Raw genomic sequence first — 21,166 nt, forward strand, 5'->3', positions numbered from 1 at the left:
AAAAACCCAAGATCCATGAAAAACAACTTAGAAAAAATCATTGAAGACAATAAGATCAGAGAAAACAAATATACCTTGGAAAGAAAGGCAGAAATAGAAAACCCAGGTACTTTGGCCAAACGCAGAGACTTTCTCAAAAAAACAGCACTGGGAGGAATGAGCCTATCAGCTTTGATGGGGCTTTCCCTTGGAGATACGCTGGCGGAAACCTCACGTGATGTCAATAGGTTTTCCAACCCAACAGACCTCAAGATCACAGACATGAGGTATTGTGTCACTTCAGTATTGGGAAGGACGGCCATCATCCGTATCGATACCAATCAGGGTATTTATGGGCTGGGAGAGGTAAGAGACGGCGCTGACCCCAGGTATGCCCTCATGCTCAAAAGCAGGATTTTGGGCGAGAATCCTTGCAATGTGGAGAAAATATTCAAGATCGTAAAGCAGTTTGGTGGCCCTGCAAGACAAGCGGGAGGTGTATGCGCGGTGGAGATGGCCATGTGGGACCTTTGTGGTAAAGCTTATAACGTTCCGGCCTGGCAGCTGCTGGGAGGAAGGTATAGGGATACTGTACGCCTGTATGCGGACACCCCGGAAGGGAAGGATACTAAAGACCAACAGGAAAAAATAAAATACCGCACAGAGACACAAGGCTATACTTGGCTTAAAATGGACGTTTCTATCAATGAGATCCGAAATATACCCGGATGTCTGGTGAATCCCGAAATCTTAAAATCAGGGGCCAGCCAATGGCAGGGTGGCTACATGTCCTATGCAAACACCATGCATCCGTTTACAGGTATACAGATCACAGAAAAAGGTCTGGATGAGCTTGCAAAAATTGTAGAAAATGTAAGGGCGATGGTAGGCCCTGAAATCCCCATTTCAACTGACCACTATGGACATATAGATCTTAATAACTGCATTAGGCTGGGCAGAGCTTTGGATAAATACCGCCTTGCCTGGCTGGAGGACATGGTTCCATGGCAACTATGGCAACAGCATAAAACCATCACAGAAGCACTCGAAACACCAACTACCACCGGTGAGGACATTTACTTGCTGGAAAATTTCAAAGACCTGATCGACAACCATGCCGTAGACATCGTGCATCCCGATCTGGCGTCTTCAGGTGGACTTTTGGAAACCAAGAAAATCGGGGATTATGCCGAAGAAAAAGGAATTGCCATGGCCATGCACCAAGCAGGCACTCCGGTATCCTTTATGGCAAATGTCCACTGTGCTGCCGCCACACAAAATTTCCTTGCTTTGGAGCACCATTCTGTTGACCTACCTTGGTGGGAAGATATGGTAAAAACTGTTGGAGGATTCAAAATGATAGAAAAGGGATACGCCAATGTACCGCTTACAGCTCCTGGCTTAGGCATTGAGCTCAATGACGAAGTAGTCAAGCAGCATCTCAACAAATCAGATCAAAGCTACTTTGAGCCGACTCCAGAATGGGATGAAAAAAGATCTCATGACAGGACCTACTCTTAAAAACCAATACAATTAAACCATCCCAAACTCATTGACTTGGGGTGGTTATTTTAATTTTAAAAACATTTCCCAACAAAACCAGAAAAGATTGAAAAGTAATTTTTATTTATGGACAGGGATTTCAGCAGCCCTTTTCGTTTTGCTCGCAATATTGACATGGATCCTAATAGATTTTCCTACTTCCGGTTATTTCTGGATTTTGGCACTTATTGCAATGAGTATAGCCATCCGGAAAAATAAGGAGCTCCAAGGATATACTTATACTGTTCTAATATTTGCTTCTGTTTTGGCTGCACTTTTTTACCCCAACTATTTTGTAGAGCTCAACGGGTATCAACTAAGCGGACTTATCGTCCCCCTTTTGCAGATCATAATGTTTGGCATGGGCACCTCTATGAGTCTGAATGATTTCAAAGGGGTATTCCAAATGCCTAAAGGGGTGATAATCGGCTTACTCTGCCAGTTCACCATCATGCCGTTTATAGGGTATGGCTTGGCCAAACTGAGCGGGTTCCCTCCAGAAATTGCCGCAGGACTGATTCTAATAGGTTGCTCCCCTAGCGGAATGGCTTCCAATGTAATGAGCTATCTGGCTAAGGCAAATCTGGCACTTTCTATCACTATTACTTCGGTAACTACGTTCCTAGCTCCCTTTGTCACGCCAGCTTTGATGGGGCTTTTGGCTGGAGAGTTTGTAGCCGTAGAAGCTTGGAAGATGATGATGGATATCATCAAAATTGTCATGATCCCCATAGGATTTGGCCTGTTGTTCAACAGGTTTTTCAAAGGCAAAGCAAAATGGCTGGATGAAGCCATGCCTGTAGTATCCATGCTGGGCATCGCGCTGATTTTGATCATTATCATTGCTGCGGGGCGCGACAGTCTGCTTACCATAGGACCATTGCTAATCGCGCTTGTGGTCATACACAATCTCAGCGGCTATACTTTGGGGTATTGGGCAGCAAGGCTATTCAGAATGCCTGAGCAAGACTGTAGGACCATTGCACTGGAAGTGGGCATGCAAAACGGTGGACTTGCTTCAGGTATAGCAAAGGAAATGGGTAAAATCGCCACCGTAGGTCTTGCTCCGGCAGTATTTGGACCATTGATGAACATTACGGGCTCTGTGCTGGCTTCATTTTGGCATAGGAAACCAGTGGAAACAGACCTGCAAAAGCCAAATAAGGAAACTGTAAAACCATGATTTATAAAAATTATAAACCTCTGAAATAGAAACATATTGACATTTTTATACTTAAATTACATTGCTCATAACTTTGTAACTTGGGTGGGCTTGGATGAGAAAAAACAGGATGTAAGTGAGTGAAATTTCTTCTGCTTGAAAGGATCTTACAAAATCTAAGGCATTAATTCGATCAATAGCCATGTTGGATTTAAGTTTGGATTTAAAAACAGCTTTGGGGGACTCCAAGCAAATGGCCTTGAAGGATATTCCTCAAGAAGCTTCATTTTCGCTCAAAGCCACTTTTTCGCAAAACATTCCAGGCTTCAAGTCCGGCACCTCTTTGTCCGTAGGTTTCACCATTTTCCATGACAATCAATTAAACCGCCCAAGACAACTTCATTTTGAAGAAAAACAATACTCACAGCTTCTGTACAGCATTAGCGGTGAAATGGACATAGACCTGATTTTTAATCTTTTTGGATTAAAGCTCGATGGAAAATACAGCCTTCTTTTTGCCAGCCCACATCCCAAAAATTCAATTTTGGATGAATGTGTAAATAAAGACCTTTCTTCTTTCCCTGTTTTTTTAAACCAAGAAGATCTGATTAACCTACCCGAACATCAGGTGCTAAGTTTTACCATTGATAGAGGGGCTGAATTGACCATGGATTTCTCTTGGTCAAATGTTCTCACGAGATCTATTTCCGGAATATCAGGACTTGGGATTGACCCCAAAACTTTGGTATTGGACATTAAGCCCAGCTTGTCTTTAGCCTTCAAGTATGCCATCAGTGACTCCCAGATGTTACTGGCTAAAAAATCGCAGATGGGACACCTTGAACTGGCACTGACCAGAGCTGATCAAATACAAAAGGTAGCCAACGCAGGTGTTAAGGTATCCCTGAACTTTTCTGACAACAAGCATTTTGAAGAACTTCTCCAAGACACAGGGAATAAAGTAATAGAAGCCATTCTAGGCACCAAATTAAGTCAACTCAACAATTTCCTTAAGGATAGTAATCAAAAGAAAGAAAACCTAAAAAAACAGGTTTGGTACCCCATATTTGGAAAGCTTGTCGATCTTGACAAATTGGAAATCCCCGACATCAGAAAAGAATTGGAAAAGGTGAAAGACAACATCATCACAAAAATTCAGTCTGCCATCCATAAAAACACCGAATTGGCCTTGCGCTATGAATACAGGAAAGTAGAATCCCAGAGTGAGTTGCTTCATTTTCAATTACCCGCCCCAAAAGTCCCTGATTACCATTCTTCTTTGGTCAATCTTAAGCTTGGGAAAATCCTAGAAGATTTCAAAACGAACAAACTTTCCCAGGACCTCTTTTTTCATTATTTAAACCAAAACACCCTTACAGTGAAAAGGTCTTTGGGACTGGGCCTTACCCTTTTTGACAAAAACCTTTTCAGTGTCTCTGGGAAAAAATCTTTCCACAAAACTGTATCCCAAAATCTTGTTGGACAAAAGTCTATACATTATCAGATAGGATCAGGTTACATGGGGGAGTTGGGAAATTGGTCTTCAGAATGGTTTTCAGAAAACACCTGCGCTATGGAAGGATTTTCCATAAGCCCAAGATTCAATGATGCAACCTTTGGACAGTACCTTAGCCAAAGCTCCGGAGGGAGAATCAGAAACATAGCTGACCTGGAAAACCATCTGGACACTGGAGTTATCTGGGGGAGTATCATGCCGGAAGAGAGAGCTGAATTGGCAAAGACCCATTTTGAAACCCTTCGAAATAAGGTAATTGAAGTCCAAAACACCATTCTGATTGCGGGAGAAGGTTACTTTTCCTTTTTGTCTCAGTTGGCAACTTTAATCAAAAGAAATCCGGCCCATTTAAACGGAATATTGGCAGAATCCCTTGCCAGTGCCCTCCCCTATCTTCCAGAAATTGAGTTCAGAAGAGACATTTCTAAAAGGTCTCAAGCATACAAAATGGCTTTTGTTCACTTGCTCCAACATGCAAGTCCAAGCGATCATGCCATGACAAATGCCATAGCCCAAAATATCCTGGAAATAGGTCCAATTAACAAGGAGAACCAAGCGCATGCGGATATGGAAAAGAGAAAGTTACCCGGGATGTTTTTAGAAATTCTTTCCCAAAATAGGGATATCAAGCAAAAATGGACCCGGATAGGAACTTTCTATGAACGGTTTTTTGATGCATTATCCAACAACCTTGAGATTGAGGGTAATTTTGAAAAGCTTGAAAAAGATTTACGTGAGATCCCCTCTGCCTCCCTTCACAGCAGGGCATTGGGAGCATTGATGCATTATTTTGCCAAAAACAATCCATCTATAAGCTCCCATACCATAAGATCAACAGAAATAATCGTAGCAGGAGAAAAAAACATTGTCCTGAGTGTGATTTGATTGGGAAGAATTGTTAAAAGCTATTTTTAAAATGGAAAACAGATAAAAACACACATTTTTTAAACTGTAATTACCTGTGTGTAAAATTTTTCAAAATGATCAATTGAGAGCTGTTCACCCTATAATGATTTTGTTGATGAAAAGAGGATAGTACTTATGAGTAATCGATAGAGTTTTTAATCTGGGATCTATTCTCCAATGGGGCTTGAGCCAGGATGCAGGGTGGCTCCCTCCTCCTCAAACAAAAAAGGCTGAGCATGTGCTCAGCCTTTTTGTGCAAAGGAGGAGGGAAATGAACCTTGCCTCTTATTTACTGATATTCAATTATTTACAACCATGTGACTAACCTGACTCACCGAATAGCTCACTTTGCAATTTAGGTATAAATTACTGGAAACCAATATTTTACACCATTTTTTAATTTTTGTATTTTTATATGATTTTAATGTACTTTTCATACTATTCAACAACTTCTCACAATGGAATTTCAAAGTATAAAAAAAGTCACAATTGGCGTCAATTGTGACTTGATTTTAAAGAGAAATCCTTTAAATCATTCGAGCTTTTTGTTGATATAAACAGTATGGCTTCTTCCATACTTATCAGCTTTTTTAAGTGAGGCAACTTCTATGACAAGAAATTTACTCCCTTTGAAATCTGTCAGATCATTTTCCAAAGCTTCTCTCAGGGCTACTTCAGAAATTGTAAGGCGGACAATTTCAAGGCTCTTTACCCTTGATCCTTTACCGATGAATTTTTTCTCAAACTTTTTCATTTTTTCATGCATTTAGATGGAACATTTGATGCTGGTCGTTAAGGAAAAATCACAAAACTGGACAAGGGTTTTTAGTGAAATCCGGGAAGGCTTCCTTTGGAAAGCCCTGATTTCACTAAAAACTATTGCTTGCCCTTGGGCAGTCAGTGATTTTTCCTAGCATTCAGCTTTCAAATAGACAGCAAATGCATATGTAATGAAAAATGAAGTCGTTAAAGGAAATGAGACTTTTTCCTTGAATACAGTCTTTCGGCTAGATACACATTGTCAAATTGATCAGAGATAATCTTCACAAATGGAATTTACAATAGCATTTTTAGCAAATCCTCACATAAGAAACAACCCTTGATGAATCCTTTGATATATTAAACTCTTTACTCCATCTTGGTATAAAATTACAATGTTGACCTGGTGAAACAGTAAAGGATAATTCTATTCTGATTTTTCCCAATACCGTTATAACTTCATTTTTCTATCTTTGACCAACTTAAACCTACATACACACAATAATTATTTTAAGTTAAGTTGATATGGCTTTACCCATCAATGTTTTAGATTTAATCAAAGGAAAAGCAGTAGAATCTGAACGAATAGAATATAAGAAAGGGTGGAACCCCGGCTCCATCTACAGGTCAATCTGCGCTTTTGCCAATGACTTTGATGACATTGGCGGAGGGTATATTATTGTGGGAATAGAAGAAGAAAATGGAATACCTCTACTACCAGTTGCAGGCCTTAACGAAGATGAGATTGACGGGATACTTAAGGTGATGCTTCAAATGAACAACCTGATCAATCCAGTCTATCATCCGAAAATAAGTGTAGAGGACATCGATGGAAAAAAATCTTGGCAATATGGGTCTTTGCAGGAGATAACAGGCCCTATGAAGTTCCTGATGAAATCAAGGCCAAAGAAAAGAAATATAATTACTACATCAGATACGGATCCAGTTCAATTAAGGTCAACAAAAGCCAACGAGAAGAATTGATCGCTCTGAGTGGAAAGACACCTTTTGATGACCGTGCCAACTCATTGATAAGCTTTGAAGAAATTTCATTGACTTTGATTCGGGAATATCTAAGAAAGGTAAAAAGTAAGCTTGTGGACGCAATGGATTCCTTGACAAAGGAACAGCTTCTTTCCCAAATGCAGCTCCTGTATGGCCCACCGGAAAGACGGCATCCCAGAAATGTAGCCTTGATGATGTTCACCGACAATCCAGAGATATATTTCCCTTATTCCCGGGTTGAGATTGTGCATTTTCCGAATGGTGAAGAAGCTGACGAATTCATAGAAGCCCCCTATATATCCGGACCTGTAGACCAAATGATCAATAAAACATTGGAATACCTAAAAATTAATGTCCTCCGTCAAAAAACCACAAAAATCAAAAATAGGGCTGAAGCTGTTAAGGTTTGGAATTATCCCTACCAGGCTTTGGAAGAGGTGATAGCCAATGCCCTTTACCACCGGGATTACCAGACAAGAGAGCCTGTTGAAATCCGCATTTACCAAAATAGGATAAGAGTGATCAATTATGGAGGACCAGACAGAAGTATAAAGTTAAGTGAATTCAATAAAGGTGCTGTCCTACCGAGAAGATATAGAAATAGAAGACTGGGGGATTTCCTCAAAGAGCTTGACCTCACAGAAGGAAAGGCCACAGGAATTCCAACCATTATCAAAGCCATGGAAAATAATGGGTCACCACCAGCAAAATTTGATACAGATGAAGACAGGTCCTTTTTCCATGTCGTACTTCCAGTGAATGATGCCTTTTTGGCCTCAACTAAAGTTCGGAGAAAAATGATTTCCAGTTCGGAGAAAATGGTTGAAACACCTTTTGTCAGTTCGGAGAAAATTATAGAGGAGTTCGGAGAAAATGCTTACAAGATACTCTTGGCAATCCAAAAAGACATGACAACTTCGGCATCTGACATAGCTCAAAAGATACTTTTATCAAGCCGGGGAGTAGAAAAAAACATTGCTAAATTAAAAGCAGCAGGCTTTTTGGAAAGAATTGGACCTGATAAAGGTGGTAAATGGAAGTTGTTGATCAAAATTAACTACAGTTAGGATGTCGAGTATTTTCAGTTCGGAGAAAACCAACTGAAGTTCGGAGATAAAATTGAGCTTTTCATCACCATGCCCCTCATGATTCCCTATGAGCAGGATTAGTATTCTTGATAAAATCAGATACAGCAACCTTAAAATCCCTCAGGGATATGATCAAAATCAAAAAAAACAATACCGCTTAGAAAGCGGCATTGAGGAACAGCATGAAAGCAGGATTCAATCCTTCACTTTCTTATTGATATAAACCGTATGACTCCTTCCATATTTGTCGGTTTCTTTAAGAGATGCTACCTCTATTACCAGATACTTATTGCCTTTATAGTCTGATAATTCATTTTCCAAAGCTTCTTTAAGTGCTTCTTCAGAAATCGTAAGCCGAATGATTTCAAGGCTTTTGACTTTGGTGCCTTTTCCGATGAATTTCTTTTCAAATTTTTTCATTGCTGCTGAATTTAAGTTAAACATTGAATGGTGCAGAATGGAAAAAATGTAAAGCTGTGGACAAGGGCTGTCAGGAAAAACCGGGAAGGCTTCCTCTGGAAAGCCCTGTTTTTCATGGCAGGTTTACGCACCCTTGGCAAAGCAGCATTTTTTTAACATTGCATCCTTTCAATGGACCTAAATTCAGCAATTGAAAGAAAGACAGTTGGAAATGGTAAAGTCAGGTTTTTCTGCCATATAATTTTATTGCCTGATATTCCACTCCTGTCATTCCAATAAACTGACCATTTGACTGACGGATAAATGACTTTCCAAATCTTCCACAGCTCAATGTTGTGGCCGCAAGAATTCTTCCTCCTTGTTTTATGATATGATTTCCCAATTCCCGTAGCGTAGCTCCTGGTGTAAACTGATCGTCTATTATGATATATCCAGCGCCATTATCCGGAATGATACCAGCAAACTGGATTTTATTGTACTTCCTTTTCATAAGGTTCAGTTTGGTATTGGGAAGACCCATCTCCTTTTTGATTTACTTCACTATTCCAATTCCCAGATACTTTCTCAGATGCATGGCATACGCCAGAGGGATCATGTTGTAGTCGTATGATTCCTTTTGGAAGACAGGAACTAAAAAGGTTTTTACAATTGCTTTGATGAATTACGGATAACCAATTCCGGCTTCAATATTTCATGACGATATTCATTTTGGTCAATATCTGAATTAAGTTGATCCAATAGGATTTTAGCAGATAATACCCCTAGATCATAAACGGGCTGCCAAACTGAAGTTAAAGATGGCTTAAAGTAAGTGCTGTACGGCTCATCATCAAAACCAACCAAGGAAATCTGATCTGGTATTAAAATATCTCTTTCCCTTATAACTGACATAGCCCCAATAGCAATAGCGTCATTGTAGCAAAATACTGCATCCGGTAACTTCTCCAAATTAAAAAGACTCTTCATCCCATCGACACCTGTTTCAGAGGTCGAATCTTCACCGAATATTATAAGTTCATCTTGAATATTCAACCCGTTTTCCAACAATGCATCTAAATAACCTTGCCTTCTATGCTTTGTGGTGGATAAATTGGAAGAACCTGTAATATGTGCAATTCTTTTGCATCCAGTTTTTACTAGATAATTCACAGCATCAAATGCTCCGGAATAATCATCAACAACAACTTTATCAACATCTAAGCCATGGCAATCTCTATCAAAAATTATTAAAGGGAATCCAGATTCTTTTATGGTTTTAATATGGTCAAAATCAACAGTGTTTGAAGAAGGTGAAATTAAAAAACCATCTACTCTTACGAGAGACATGGCCTCCATAAGCCTGATTTCTTCTTCAAATGACTCATTTGATTGACTGATCATCAATTTATATCCAAAATCACCAACTTTATCCTGAATCCCATTAATTGCAGTTGAAAAGTAATAGCTGGTAATTTCGGGGACAATTACGCCCAAAATCTTTGTTCTCTTATTCAATAAACTCAAGGCAAGCTGATTAGGCCTGTAGTTCATTTTTTTGGCGAAGTCCAATATTTCTCTTTTCCTTTCCTCACTAATAAAAGGACTATCATGAAGTGCTCTTGAGACGGTTGAAGGGGAAACATTTAATTCTTTTGCTATATCGGTTATTGTAACCTGATTTTTTTTCATGACTAATTAATCTGAATATTTTGGGTTTTTTCACTGATCCGATCTGGTAGAAAGTTAGGTAAATATTTCAGAATTAACCTTCGAAGTTTTAAAATACAGGCACAAAACTATTTAAAGATGTGTTTTTAAATTAATGAGCTTTTATTACATGACACAACATTATAAAATTTGATCTGAGAATTTATTATTAATAGCCAATACTTCATCCACCATTTTCTTTGATCCAATAATTAGTGGAGTTCTTTGGTGGAGTGACGTGGGCATGACATCTAAAATTCTATTTGTACCATTTGATGCTACGGCACCAGCTTGTTCTGCTATAAATGCTAAAGCATTGGCTTCATACAACAGTCTCAATTTTCCATTTGGTAAACTTGATGTAGCAGGATAGATATATATACCTCCTTTCAATAGGTTTCTATGAAAATCGGCAACAAGGCTTCCAATATACCTGGCACATAGTTTTCTAGATTTACACAATTGAAGGTAAGACTTCAAGCCTTCATCAAATTGATTATAAATCCCTTCATTAATACTGTAAATTTCACCATTCTGTGGCGCTTTCATATCTGGATGTGAAAGAAAAAACTCCCCCAAAGAAGGTTCATAAGTGAAGCCATTAACTCCACGGCCTGTAGTATAGACTAACATGGTGGATGACCCGTATATAATATAGCCTGATGCTACCTGGGTATTCCCGGCTTGCATAATATCTTCTGTTCGGATTTGACTTCCAATTGGAGTTACTCTTCTATAAATTGAAAATATTGTTCCAATTGATACATTTACATCAATATTTGACGAACCATCCAATGGGTCAATCGCAACGACGTATTTTCCGGATTTGTTTTTGAATTCAACAACTTCATCATCTTCTTCTGAAATTATTGCACATACTTCACCTCCTTTTGAGAGTGCCCTCATGAATCTAATATTTGCGATAACATCTAATTTTTGTTGATCCTCTCCCTGAATATTAGTATGCCCAAAAGATCCACTTATTCTGGAAAGACCTGCTCTATTGGTCTCCCTATTAACAATCTTAGCAGCTAGTGCTATATCTCTCAGTAACTGAGAAAGTTCTCCTGAAGCAAAAGTAAAATCATCTTGCTTTTTTTTAATAAACCTGTCAAGAGTAACGCCTACAGAATTAGCCAATCCGGATTGATCAGGGATATATTTCTTCACTTTCATATGTAATTAGATTTAATAATAAACCATCCTCAATGTACTTTCTAAGACTTTTTCCATCTTTTTAATCAGAAAATCAGGGATTAAGAATAGCTCTTTTGTTAATAAAGTCCCAACCTATTTAAGTTTGAAAAACTGATTCATTATTCTTCTTTTTTCCTTCTATCAGCATAATTGAAAGTAATATCAATGGCAAAACAAGGTTAGGCCACCTCAACAATACTTCTTTGTGCATTAACCACCCGAAACTAAGAAACCTTATCACAAAGGTGATCAAAACCCAAAATGATGCCCATGCATAAATAAAAACTGATGGAGAAAACAAGACAAGAGCGGCTACCAATATGTCGATGCCGCCTATAATTTTCATCATTAGAAGCGCCTGATCTTCATGAACGGGTATTCCTACATATTCAAAGCTATTGAGAATATATTCAGCAAAGTAGGGATGCGATTGGAGCGACTCCAATCCATGGATAAAAAACACCAGGACAACCCCAACTCTAAAAAGTTGGATCCCAACCTTTTTGGTGTTTTCAAACGTTAAAAAAACCAGTCCAAAAGGAAGTAAATATCTGGGAGAATGACTGATCAATGACCACTTCGTAAAAAAACCACCTCCAAAATCTTGCGTGAGATAGGCAAGAATAAAGGCCCCAATCCCTACTAAAGGTATACCATACCAGATTTTAGGCATTAAGCTTATGAAGCCTAATATCAAGAATATAGCAGCAATAGTTTTTTCAATTTGTTTTGATTGGTCAACCGGAACTCCGTAATCCATAAATAAAACAGACCCCAATACACTGCCTGAATTTAGACTTAGGTATAACCCTACCACATAAATGAATATTGAAATCCGTCCAAACATCAATGGTTCAAAAAGGGTAGTTTTATTCATAATTTCCGCGGTTGTCGTGAATATTCGTCTACTACCTTACCATTCTCATCAATTGCCTGAAGCTTTAACTCTTCAGTTGTCAAGCTGATCAGATGGACATGATTGGTACTCCCACCCATTCCCGGAGGTTGAATAAACCATAGAGTTGGATCAACTTTTCTTTGTGGTACGCCCAAGCCACCTTCACCAATATACACAATACCGTCTTTATTTTCTTTTCCTTCAAGGATGGGGACAGTCCTTTTCAGCACATGCCCATCTGACTCCAAAGCCAAGTCCACCAAATATTTGTCAAATATCGGAGTCCATGTTTGCCTTACTCTTGCAAATGTGAAATCATAGAAGTCCTTGGTTGCCGGATAGGCGGGTCTATGGTAATTAACCAACACCCATCTTTTGGAATGACGGTATTTTTCAAGTTCATCAATTAACCATTCTTTTTGTTTTCCACCTATTATCGTTTCGGTATTCAAAGTAATAATAACAGCATCCTCTCCTAATAGAGTCGTATAGTAATATGAATTTACATTTTCGCTGCTAATATCACCTAGCCAAAAATTCTCCAAAAACCCTATAGCTTCATCATGATTACCTTTGGATATAACCAGCGGCAAAATCCTGTTATCTTTGGTTGTAGTAAGTTGATGGTCTTCAAACCACCAATACAAATGCCTCCAGTTAGCTGTAGACCCATAATCAGCTCCATGAAATAAGGCGATGATGTCTGGATTTGATTCAAAAAGGATTCTCATCCTCTTATTCATATTCTGCCTATCTGTATGTGGAGTTCTTCCCGCATACCTGGGTTTTTCGCCTCCTAGCCTTGAATCTCCTCCCCATAAAAATTTACTTGAGGTAGAATTCCTAGAGCCGGTGATGAAATAATGCTCTTTAGAAACCGAGTCCCCGCTTTTAACAACAAAATAGTACTTTTTACCTGCTTCTAGTTTGTTGATTTCAGCGTGATTGTAGAAACCTTCAGGAACTCCCTCAGATTTGTCCATTGAGGTCATCGTTATCTTCCCTGATCTGACTTCTTTTTGCTCAAAATTATACCTACTTAGTTCTGCATCCCTGCTGACAGTATCGAAGTACAATATATTCTCTTGAGTTCTGGAAAAAGAAGTCCAGCTTACGATTGCATGGCTCGATGGATCTTCGGTAAAAACCACTCTGAGGTGTTTTACTCCTGAATCTTTAATTTCAGCACCATAAATTGCCCATGCGCCTGAAACACCGGCAGCCAATAAAAAAACAATAATCAAGGAATATTTTTTTTGCCTATTACTAAGTATCATAGTTGTGTAGTTTTTAGAATGAAATCATGAAGCTTATAATTTTCTATCATAGCTGGAAGCTTTTCTGCTCCGGGCCCGAACATCGCCAGTTCTACAAAAACTCCTGAATGTTCGTTATTTGCCCAGTGTACTGAGAAATGTTTTTCTTGAAAGTCCGCCAAAGATTTAAAAGGAAGTTGCCGGGGATTATACAATCCGGATTTTTCAATATTTTCATAGCTGGCCAATACTCTTTTGGCCTCAGAAACATTCAAAATTACTTTTTGGGAATTTTCAATTAAATCAATAACCTGTCCAGGCGTAAAAGATTTATCGATTTGATTTAAGACCCATTCATTAGAGCAAAGTATATTCTGAAGCCTATCAAAATTAGAATCTGCCTTATTTCCATAAAAAACACCTGGTTCACCGTTACCGTGGTCTGTTGTAATTACAACTAAAGTCTGCCCATCTTTTTCGGCAAACTCAATTGCTGCATTCACTGCATTGTCAAACTCCAATTGATCATATACAAGTGCAGGAGTATCATTTCCGTGCGCTGCCCAGTCCACTTTACCTCCTTCAACCTGAAGCATGAATCCATCGCTGTTTTTGCTTAGAATCTGAATTGCTTTTTTGGTCATTTCTGTCAGGCTTGGAGTCTGACTTTTCAGCTCAGTCTGATTCTCCCGGTCTACTGAATAAGGCAAGGCGTCATCAGCAAAAATCCCCAAAGCAGGTCCTGTTTTAAGTTCACTTAGCTCTTTTGTGCTTTTTACAATTTTATAACCCGATTCTTTAAAGCTATGATATAGATCAGTCCTGTCTTTTCTTTTACCGGGATTGAAATATCTGTCCCCACCACCAAACCAAAGATCAAACTTAAGATTTAGATAATCTTGGGCAATTCCTTCCTGATCATTTCGGTCATTATTGTTTACACAAAAAGAAGCAGGTGTAGCATGTGTAACAGGTACTGTGGTTACACATCCAACAGACTTACCCGCCTTTTGAAACTTTTGTAATATGGGCGTTGGCCTTTCCCCATTGGGACCAATATTCAAAGCACCATTATTCACCCTCATTCCACCTCCCCAGGCAGATCCTGCAGCAGCAGAATCTGTAACCATGGAGTTGGCTGATGCAGTATCCATCAGTGCTCTTGTCACTTTGTTTTTAGTATACAGGTCAACCCAGACAGATGGTTTACCATTCTTTCTCCGGTTTAAAATATCTGCCATATTCAATGTCCCGGGGCTCATACCATCGCTGACCAAAAAGATTACGTTTTTGGCAGCATCCCTTAATCCCCTGGGATGTCCAATTGATGATATTGAAGGAACCAGAGTCGTCCCCAGTGTTGCGAGCAATCCTCTTTTAAAAAACGATCTTCTTTTCATATTTAAATTTTTAGATTCCGACTTCAATCTGAAACCGTGTAATCATTTGTCTTTTGTTATCACTTCCATTTCGGAAACTGTTCAGGTTTTGAAGGGTAATATCGCTTTGTAGCTTTACTCTATGACCTTTTAAGTATTTATTTAAACCAATGGTATATTCCGAAACCTCTTCTTCCAAAAATCTGATTTCAGGAATAGGAACCAGTCTTGAAAACCTTCCCACAAATTCAAGATCAGAGGGTAATAAATATCCCATTTGGAAATTCTTCCCCTTTCCTGCCCTGACATATCTTAATTCATCTTCCTGCGAAAATGTAAGAGGGTCGGAAGTGTTTCTTTCTATGTATTCCGCGCTTAGTGAAAAACCATTGTATTTCAATAAAAAATCAGCCATCCTTGTCGCTATATCTCTCCTCTCGTACAAATAATAACCTAACTGCCCACCACTTCTAAGTGTATTGTTGTTATAGCTATAGGTGATACCAAGTGATACCTTTGGTGATTTTTCCCTCATCAAGTCCCCCTCAAAGTAATCTCCGCCATTACTGAAATGTCCAAAAGGAAGTACTTCTCCTCTCACTGTATATGCCAGTCCTGGATCTGTGCTAAGAATATTCCGGCCTTCACCGGTACTTAGTGCGCCCCTCAATACAAACCTGTTTTCAACATAGTAAGCCTGAATCCCAAAATCCCTGTCAATGTTAAATGCTGCATTGACTATTGATCTATCTGGCAGCTGTAAATCGCCTGAAGAATTCACTCTCTGCCTGTTTCCAGGTAATTTTGTCTGGCCTAGTCCCATAGAAAATTTTTCGTTAAACTGATAAATTACCATAGCATCCCTTATTATGTTCGGGAATTGGGTAACATCATAATCCATGTCCCCCCTGGTAAAAGAAAGCTGAATTACATAGGTCAGTTTTGGGGAATAAATAAACCCGTCCAGCCTCAATCTCAGCCTTCTTACCCGTGCTTCAATTTGGTCCAGTCCCACACCGTCTTCATAAAACGGTGAATAAAAGGCAAATCTATTTTGCATTCTGAACCTGATATTCATTTGGAAAAGGCTATCAGGTGCAGTCATTTCCAAACCTTTACTATACTGGAAGTAAGGTATCTGTGTCGGGGGAAGCTGCTGAGCGACCACCCCCGATAGCACAGACATCAAGCAAACTAAACTAATAAAGGTATTGGTGGTCAATGATTTGCTTGAATTCATTTATTCAAGGTATATTACTTTGATTGCTGTAAAATCTTAAGATCATTCCCGGCAATATCGGCCCAATCGTAATAATGGAAAGTTTTGTCTGTGGACATGACAACAAAGAGTCCATTCGGAAACTTTTTTCCAAAAGAGGCAGAACTCACTTCTGAACCGTCACTGTGCAAAGCCTTAACTTCTATTTCTTTTATCCATCTGTGATCATGTGGGTTCTCAGCAGTCCCTTCCCTAGAGTAAATCTGGAACTTATTCAACTGTTGATCTGAGGCAAGAATATAGCCTGTTCCATCAGGCATTTTGTAAATACTAAGCCCTTCTATATCCCTTCCAAAATCTTTGGTCCCGAACAATGCTAATTCATCATCCCCTTTTGAAGGGTCTGCATAATATTTCCTAATACCAAATACTTCATCAGAGTAGTAGACATAGCCTAATTCATTGTCTACGACAATTGCCTCTATTTCCTTAACACCACTATACTGACCAAAGGATCTTACTTTATCCATTGTAACAACTCCATTTCCGTCATCTTTTAGGTGATATTGCCACAAGTATGTGCCACTTGGGCCATCTTTACGGCCAACTATTGCAAAGATTTCCCCATCTGAAGGCCTTGTAAACAATGCTATACCCATTGGATCACGCATCTCCTCTCCTTCAAATACTTCAAGGCCCCCTCCGTCAATTGGTACAAGGTCAGGCATCCTGAAAATCCGGAGCATATCAGTATTACGTTCAGTTGCAACAGCAATATCCACTGATTCGCCACCAAGTTTAAATCCATATGCAATGTCCACATTGTTAGGTCTTCCCATTCCGGTAATTTTATTTACTATTTCACCATCAAGGTTGAACACATAAAGTCCTCCACCTTCAAGTTTGTCGGTACCAACAATTAGGGATTTTTCCGGATTGTCGGGATGAATCCAAATAGCGGGATCGTCAGTATCAAACTCAACAGTCTCAGTAATCACTTTAGGTTCAATAGCATTTTTTGAATGCAAAGGGACACCGTCAGGTGCAATTTTCAATTCTTCACCTGCTATATCAGTCCAATCATAAAAATGAAAAGTTTTATCATTTGACATTGCGACAAAGAGCCCGTTGGGAAACTTATCTCCAAAACTCGAGCTGGAAGTTTCAGACCCGTCACTTTCCTTGGCCTGAACTTCAACTATTTTCACAAGCTGGTGGTCATGAGGGTTCTCTTTAGTTCCCTCCCTGGAATAAATATGAAACTTATTAGATTGCTGATCAGAAACTAATATGTAACCGACCCCAGTTTCCAGTTTGTAAAAACTAATCCCCTCATGGTCACTCGCGAAACCCTCAGTTGCAAAGACCGCTAACTCTTCATCTCCCATATCAGGATCTGCATGGTATTTCCTTACACCAAATCCTTCATCTGAGTAGTATATATAAGCAAGTTCGTCATCAACAGCAATCGCTTCAATTTCCTTTTTCCCGCTGTAAAGGCCAAACTCTCTTATTTTTTTTCCGAAAATGATTCCGGATTCATCCATTTCCAGTTTATACTGCCATAAATACTTTCCAGATGCACCGGACTTCCTGCTTACGATTGCAAAAACCGCATCATCAGCTTCTCTAACATAAAGGGAAACTCCCATTGGTTCTCTATGTTCTTCACCATCAAATAGTGATATCCCCCCCCCATCAACAGGTTTCATATCCGGTACTGAAAACACCCTCAATCTATTGGCCATCCTTTCAGTTACCGCTGCTATATGAAACTTTTCACCTTTCATTTTAACTTTTCGGATATCTACATTATTTGGTCTTTTCAAACCTCTGACAGTTTTTTCCTCAATTACATTGCCTTTGAGATCAAAAACATAGAGTGCTCCATCTTCGTGTTTATCTGTTCCTAAAATCAAACTGCTTTCAGGATCCTCTTTATTATACCAAATTGCCGGGTCATCGCTATCGAACTTAACAGGACTCGTAACAATTTTAGGGGCTACAGGAGAAGAATTACTTTCAGCTTTATTACTTTGGATATTTGAACTACATGAAAATCCCAGCAATGCCCATATGGGTATCCAACACAAATTTTTACACATATTTTATAATAGTTTGATTAAAGGTTAAATCGTAAGCCCATCATTCCCCACCAACCATGAAATGAATTTCTATAGGGGTAAATAGGTCTTCCAAAATAATGGATATGCGAACTGTTTGTCAGGTTATTTAGATTTATGAAAGCATTCCAATTTCCTGTGATTTTCTGTGAAGCATTGAAATCCAGTTGACTAAAACCTTGAAAGAACCTATCCATGAAAATCTCTTGATTTTGCTCAATTGAAGGTAAGTTTGTGGATGCACCTACTTCATGTAACCATGTATCTCTCCAATTATATGATAGTTGTGCTGAAAAACCTCCCTTATCAAACTGCAGGGCTGCATTGAAAATATGTTTTGGCTGAAGAGGAAGAGTAACCGTACGAAATTCAGGCTCACTAACATTTGCTTCTGAAACTGCATAGGTATAATTCGAGTAAACCCCAAAATCTTTAAGTATTCCTGGAAGAAAACTCAATTTCTGTTGCCATGCAATCTCTACACCCACAATGGATGCCCCATCACCATTTTGAGGGGTAACTTGCATAAACCCATCATAGACAGACCCTGGGTCCTGGATCATAGTGACTTCGTTGAAAATAAAATTCCTGAACCTCTTATAAAATCCTCCTATGGAAACAAAGCCAACACTCTGGAAATAGCTTTCAAATGCAACATCTATATTTTGAGCATTGCTTGGATTAAGATCCGGGTTCCCTGTAGTAATTATTTCATTGTCCTGATTTATCAATCTAAATGGAACCAAAGCCGCAAAATCTGGTCTTACAATTGTTTCTGTATAAGCAAATCTCAGGTTTGTCATTTTATTAATTTCGTACCGGACATTCATCATTGGGAACATATTAAAATAACCTATATTATCAGCCTCCACCGGAATTGTTCTTACATAATTCCCATTGCTGTCAAATTCGACTTCATTTCCCGAATAGAAATTCTCTACTTGTTCACCACGTAAGCCTAGATTTAAATTTAGGTTCCCAAACTTCAGGTCAGTCATTGCATATGCAGCATAAATATCCTCCACCGCACTGAAATTGTTTGGATCTGAACTTGCTCTGGTTCTGTCCACATCCAAACCGAAGCTTGATTCATTTTGATTAAAAAATCTTTTTCCAGACTCCCAATCAATATCCCCATATATTGGGTACCTCCCTCCTATCAGTCCGGCAGAGTTTGGGACAAAGAAGTTTTCAAAGGTCAAAGGTTCAGTCCCAGAATAACTTGTCCATCTTTGTTCAAGCATGTCCCTATCTTTGGTTTTTCTCCACGCCTTGGCTCCAACTTTAAAGAACCCTTTTCCTGAACCCAAATTATATGGTGTCCTTAAGTTTATTGTAGCAAACATATCTGTATCTACAATGTCATCCCTCCTTCGTTCATAGTACCTGAAGCCCATTTTACTGGGATCATTTAGGTTAACATCGTTAGTGACTTGATATTCTCCAAAATTCCGGTTTGATATATCGTAAGAATAATCAGGTCTTTCACTGTGACGAAAAGCATAATATTCTCTTAAGGGAACGTTAAATGTACCTCGGGAATACCCCATGTTATAATCCAACGTACTTTTCCCAATGTCATTTTGCCCTCCAAAATTCAGGTTTATCAGGTTAGTAATCCGATTGTACTCCCGCATAACTTTTTCGAATCTTGCCCTTTCAGAAACTCCGGGTGCAGTGAAATTTCCATCATCAATACCATGTCTGGCATCATTTCTTAATTCATATTCATCAAATCTATTATAAACTGCCCTTAGATATAATGAAGACCTTTCACTTATACTATAATCCAATTGGGTACCAATACTCGCTCTAATTCTTTCAGTTTCATATAGGGAAGGTCTTAGACCAGCTAATACATCTTGATTACCATTGCCAAAATCTCTCACATCCCAATCATGTCTGATATCTTCAGTAGCCCTGTTATCTTTCTGGTAATTTCCGCTCACTACAAAATCAAGTTTGCCCACTCTTTTACTGTAGGTCAAAGAGCTCAACCACTGTGGTCTTCCAGACATCGCATTGTACCCAGTTGCAATCTGCCCTCTAACAAAAACTTCATCTCCAACGGGTCTTGTGGTAATCAGGTTAATAGATCCTGAAGTTGCATCAGCATCCATGTCTGCAGTTGCTGATTTGATCACTTCCATAGAGCTTATCATCCCTGTAGGAATGATTCTTGTGTCAGTTTCTCTGTCATCTCCGGTTGCAGACATCCTTTGTCCATTAAGGGTAACTGTATGCATGCCGGAAGGTAAGCCCCTAATCATGACACTTTCAGCTTCCCCTCTGGCAGGCTCGGTTACTACACCAGGCACACGCTTGATTGATTCGGCAATATTAAGATCTGGAAACCTTTCCATTTGCTCATATGAAATAACACTTTTCATGTTCAAAGCTTCTTTTTGAACATTAATGGATCTTGACTGACCTTTTCGAAATGCAACTATGGTAACTTCCTCCATCCCTTCCATGCCCGAATCAAGCCGGACATTCACAGTTACAGACTTATTCGGTTCTACTTCCACATTCCTGGTCAATGTTTCAAAACCGATAAATGAAAAGATAAGTACTTGAGGTCCTTCAGGTATTCCCTGCAATCTATAGCTACCTGTATTATCTGTTACAGTCCCATGATTTGAACCTAGTCCTTGGACCCGAACAGTAGCACCAATTAGTGGTTCTCCGGTATCTCCATCAAAAACTTTCCCAATGACCTGACCATTTGCTACTTTATAAATGAATGGACCTTCCATTCCTCCACCTGAAGAGAAACCAAACAGGCTTCTTTCAGCGTTCACTGTGGTAATCATGACTATCGTAGTCAAAAGCGAATACAGTAATTTTAATTTCATGGTTATTTTGGATGTTTTGGTTAATGGTTTATTAAGGCAATAAGACTCCATGGTCAAAAAGTTTTGGCTTTTTGACAAGTCTGGTTTGTATTAAAATTGATTGGATGGTGTTTAAATTATTATTCTTATAAGAACACTTTAACTGTTTACCTGAATTTTATTTTGGCGCCAAATAA

Annotated in this window: 16 protein-coding genes; 5 read left to right on the forward strand and 11 right to left on the reverse strand. The window is 39.0% G+C overall.

Annotated features, from left to right (window positions below):
- Positions 1 to 15: 15 nt before the first annotated feature.
- The 3 genes from EGN73_RS17045 to EGN73_RS17055 all read left to right on the forward strand — a co-directional run bounded on the left by EGN73_RS17045 (position 16) and on the right by EGN73_RS17055 (position 5,084).
- The gene (locus EGN73_RS17045) at positions 16 to 1,500 is read left to right on the forward strand and encodes a mandelate racemase/muconate lactonizing enzyme family protein (RefSeq protein WP_219292657.1); all 1,485 of its coding nucleotides are present in this window, start codon (positions 16 to 18) and stop codon (positions 1,498 to 1,500) included.
- A gap of 88 nt (positions 1,501 to 1,588) precedes the next feature.
- On the forward strand, positions 1,589 to 2,704 hold the full coding sequence (locus EGN73_RS17050; protein WP_219292659.1) for a bile acid:sodium symporter family protein: 1,116 nt from the start codon (positions 1,589 to 1,591) through the stop codon (positions 2,702 to 2,704).
- Between the two features lie 181 nt (positions 2,705 to 2,885).
- A complete protein-coding gene (locus tag EGN73_RS17055; RefSeq protein ID WP_219292661.1) occupies positions 2,886 to 5,084 on the forward strand; it encodes a hypothetical protein in 2,199 nt (732 codons plus the stop codon).
- A 553-nt stretch (positions 5,085 to 5,637) separates the two neighbouring features.
- Here EGN73_RS17055 and EGN73_RS17060 read toward each other — a convergent pair.
- Positions 5,638 to 5,859 (reverse strand): hypothetical protein, encoded by a 222-nt coding sequence (locus tag EGN73_RS17060; RefSeq protein ID WP_219292662.1) that lies wholly within the window; start codon positions 5,857 to 5,859, stop codon positions 5,638 to 5,640.
- 530 nt (positions 5,860 to 6,389) lie between these two features.
- Between EGN73_RS17060 and EGN73_RS22560 the strand changes: the two genes are divergently transcribed.
- Both EGN73_RS22560 and EGN73_RS22565 read left to right on the forward strand, forming a co-directional pair.
- The gene (locus EGN73_RS22560; RefSeq protein ID WP_246611639.1) at positions 6,390 to 6,848 is read left to right on the forward strand and encodes an AlbA family DNA-binding domain-containing protein; all 459 of its coding nucleotides are present in this window, start codon (positions 6,390 to 6,392) and stop codon (positions 6,846 to 6,848) included.
- Positions 6,849 to 7,186: 338 nt separating this feature from the next.
- A complete protein-coding gene (locus EGN73_RS22565; protein WP_246611646.1) occupies positions 7,187 to 7,936 on the forward strand; it encodes an ATP-binding protein in 750 nt (249 codons plus the stop codon).
- A 216-nt stretch (positions 7,937 to 8,152) separates the two neighbouring features.
- Here the strand turns inward: EGN73_RS22565 and EGN73_RS17070 are convergent, their stop codons facing one another.
- From EGN73_RS17070 to EGN73_RS17115, 10 genes are all read right to left on the reverse strand, one after another.
- Positions 8,153 to 8,377: a hypothetical protein gene (locus EGN73_RS17070; protein WP_219292666.1), complete on the reverse strand. Its 225-nt coding sequence runs from the start codon at positions 8,375 to 8,377 to the stop codon at positions 8,153 to 8,155.
- A 220-nt stretch (positions 8,378 to 8,597) separates the two neighbouring features.
- A complete protein-coding gene (locus EGN73_RS17075) occupies positions 8,598 to 8,867 on the reverse strand; it encodes a hypothetical protein (RefSeq protein WP_219292668.1) in 270 nt (89 codons plus the stop codon).
- Positions 8,868 to 9,019: 152 nt separating this feature from the next.
- Positions 9,020 to 10,045 carry a LacI family DNA-binding transcriptional regulator gene (locus EGN73_RS17080; protein WP_219292670.1) on the reverse strand — a complete coding sequence of 342 codons (1,026 nt, stop codon included), beginning with the start codon at positions 10,043 to 10,045 and terminating at the stop codon, positions 9,020 to 9,022.
- Between the two features lie 159 nt (positions 10,046 to 10,204).
- Entirely contained in the window at positions 10,205 to 11,239 is a 1,035-nt protein-coding gene (gene fbp / locus EGN73_RS17085; RefSeq protein ID WP_219292672.1) for a class 1 fructose-bisphosphatase, read from the reverse strand.
- Between the two features lie 118 nt (positions 11,240 to 11,357).
- A complete protein-coding gene (locus tag EGN73_RS17090) occupies positions 11,358 to 12,137 on the reverse strand; it encodes a hypothetical protein (protein WP_219292674.1) in 780 nt (259 codons plus the stop codon).
- Positions 12,134 to 13,435 carry a fibronectin type III domain-containing protein gene (locus EGN73_RS17095; protein ID WP_219292676.1) on the reverse strand — a complete coding sequence of 434 codons (1,302 nt, stop codon included), beginning with the start codon at positions 13,433 to 13,435 and terminating at the stop codon, positions 12,134 to 12,136. Before EGN73_RS17095 ends, EGN73_RS17090 begins: the two co-directional genes overlap by 4 nt.
- The gene (locus EGN73_RS17100; protein WP_219292678.1) at positions 13,432 to 14,814 is read right to left on the reverse strand and encodes an alkaline phosphatase; all 1,383 of its coding nucleotides are present in this window, start codon (positions 14,812 to 14,814) and stop codon (positions 13,432 to 13,434) included. The genes EGN73_RS17095 and EGN73_RS17100 overlap by 4 nt, the downstream gene beginning before the upstream one ends.
- 10 nt (positions 14,815 to 14,824) lie before the next feature.
- The gene (locus tag EGN73_RS17105; RefSeq protein ID WP_219292680.1) at positions 14,825 to 16,033 is read right to left on the reverse strand and encodes a porin; all 1,209 of its coding nucleotides are present in this window, start codon (positions 16,031 to 16,033) and stop codon (positions 14,825 to 14,827) included.
- 14 nt (positions 16,034 to 16,047) lie between these two features.
- Positions 16,048 to 18,117: a phytase gene (locus EGN73_RS22570; protein WP_246611640.1), complete on the reverse strand. Its 2,070-nt coding sequence runs from the start codon at positions 18,115 to 18,117 to the stop codon at positions 16,048 to 16,050.
- A 17-nt stretch (positions 18,118 to 18,134) separates the two neighbouring features.
- Positions 18,135 to 20,990, reverse strand: coding sequence for a TonB-dependent receptor (locus tag EGN73_RS17115; RefSeq protein ID WP_219292682.1), 2,856 nt, complete (start codon positions 20,988 to 20,990; stop codon positions 18,135 to 18,137).
- Between the last annotated feature and the right edge of the window lie 176 nt (positions 20,991 to 21,166).

The sequence above is a fragment of the Arthrospiribacter ruber genome, from assembly GCF_019343195.1.
GTDB lineage: Bacteria > Bacteroidota > Bacteroidia > Cytophagales > Cyclobacteriaceae > Arthrospiribacter > Arthrospiribacter ruber.

Excerpts from the sequence above, each read along its gene's own strand:
- EGN73_RS17045 (WP_219292657.1), top strand. The coding sequence starts at position 16 with ATGAAAAACAACTTAGAAAAAATCATTGAAGACAATAAGATCAGAGAA.
- EGN73_RS17055 (WP_219292661.1), top strand. The coding sequence starts at position 2,886 with ATGTTGGATTTAAGTTTGGATTTAAAAACAGCTTTGGGGGACTCCAAG.
- EGN73_RS17060 (WP_219292662.1), bottom strand. The coding sequence starts at position 5,859 with ATGAAAAAGTTTGAGAAAAAATTCATCGGTAAAGGATCAAGGGTAAAG.
- EGN73_RS22560 (WP_246611639.1), top strand. The coding sequence starts at position 6,390 with ATGGCTTTACCCATCAATGTTTTAGATTTAATCAAAGGAAAAGCAGTA.
- EGN73_RS22565 (WP_246611646.1), top strand. The coding sequence starts at position 7,187 with ATGATCAATAAAACATTGGAATACCTAAAAATTAATGTCCTCCGTCAA.
- EGN73_RS17070 (WP_219292666.1), bottom strand. The coding sequence starts at position 8,377 with ATGAAAAAATTTGAAAAGAAATTCATCGGAAAAGGCACCAAAGTCAAA.
- EGN73_RS17075 (WP_219292668.1), bottom strand. The coding sequence starts at position 8,867 with ATGAAAAGGAAGTACAATAAAATCCAGTTTGCTGGTATCATTCCGGAT.
- EGN73_RS17080 (WP_219292670.1), bottom strand. The coding sequence starts at position 10,045 with ATGAAAAAAAATCAGGTTACAATAACCGATATAGCAAAAGAATTAAAT.
- fbp (WP_219292672.1), bottom strand. The coding sequence starts at position 11,239 with ATGAAAGTGAAGAAATATATCCCTGATCAATCCGGATTGGCTAATTCT.
- EGN73_RS17090 (WP_219292674.1), bottom strand. The coding sequence starts at position 12,137 with ATGAATAAAACTACCCTTTTTGAACCATTGATGTTTGGACGGATTTCA.
- EGN73_RS17095 (WP_219292676.1), bottom strand. The coding sequence starts at position 13,435 with ATGATACTTAGTAATAGGCAAAAAAAATATTCCTTGATTATTGTTTTT.
- EGN73_RS17100 (WP_219292678.1), bottom strand. The coding sequence starts at position 14,814 with ATGAAAAGAAGATCGTTTTTTAAAAGAGGATTGCTCGCAACACTGGGG.
- EGN73_RS17105 (WP_219292680.1), bottom strand. The coding sequence starts at position 16,033 with ATGAATTCAAGCAAATCATTGACCACCAATACCTTTATTAGTTTAGTT.
- EGN73_RS22570 (WP_246611640.1), bottom strand. The coding sequence starts at position 18,117 with ATGTGTAAAAATTTGTGTTGGATACCCATATGGGCATTGCTGGGATTT.
- EGN73_RS17115 (WP_219292682.1), bottom strand. The coding sequence starts at position 20,990 with ATGAAATTAAAATTACTGTATTCGCTTTTGACTACGATAGTCATGATT.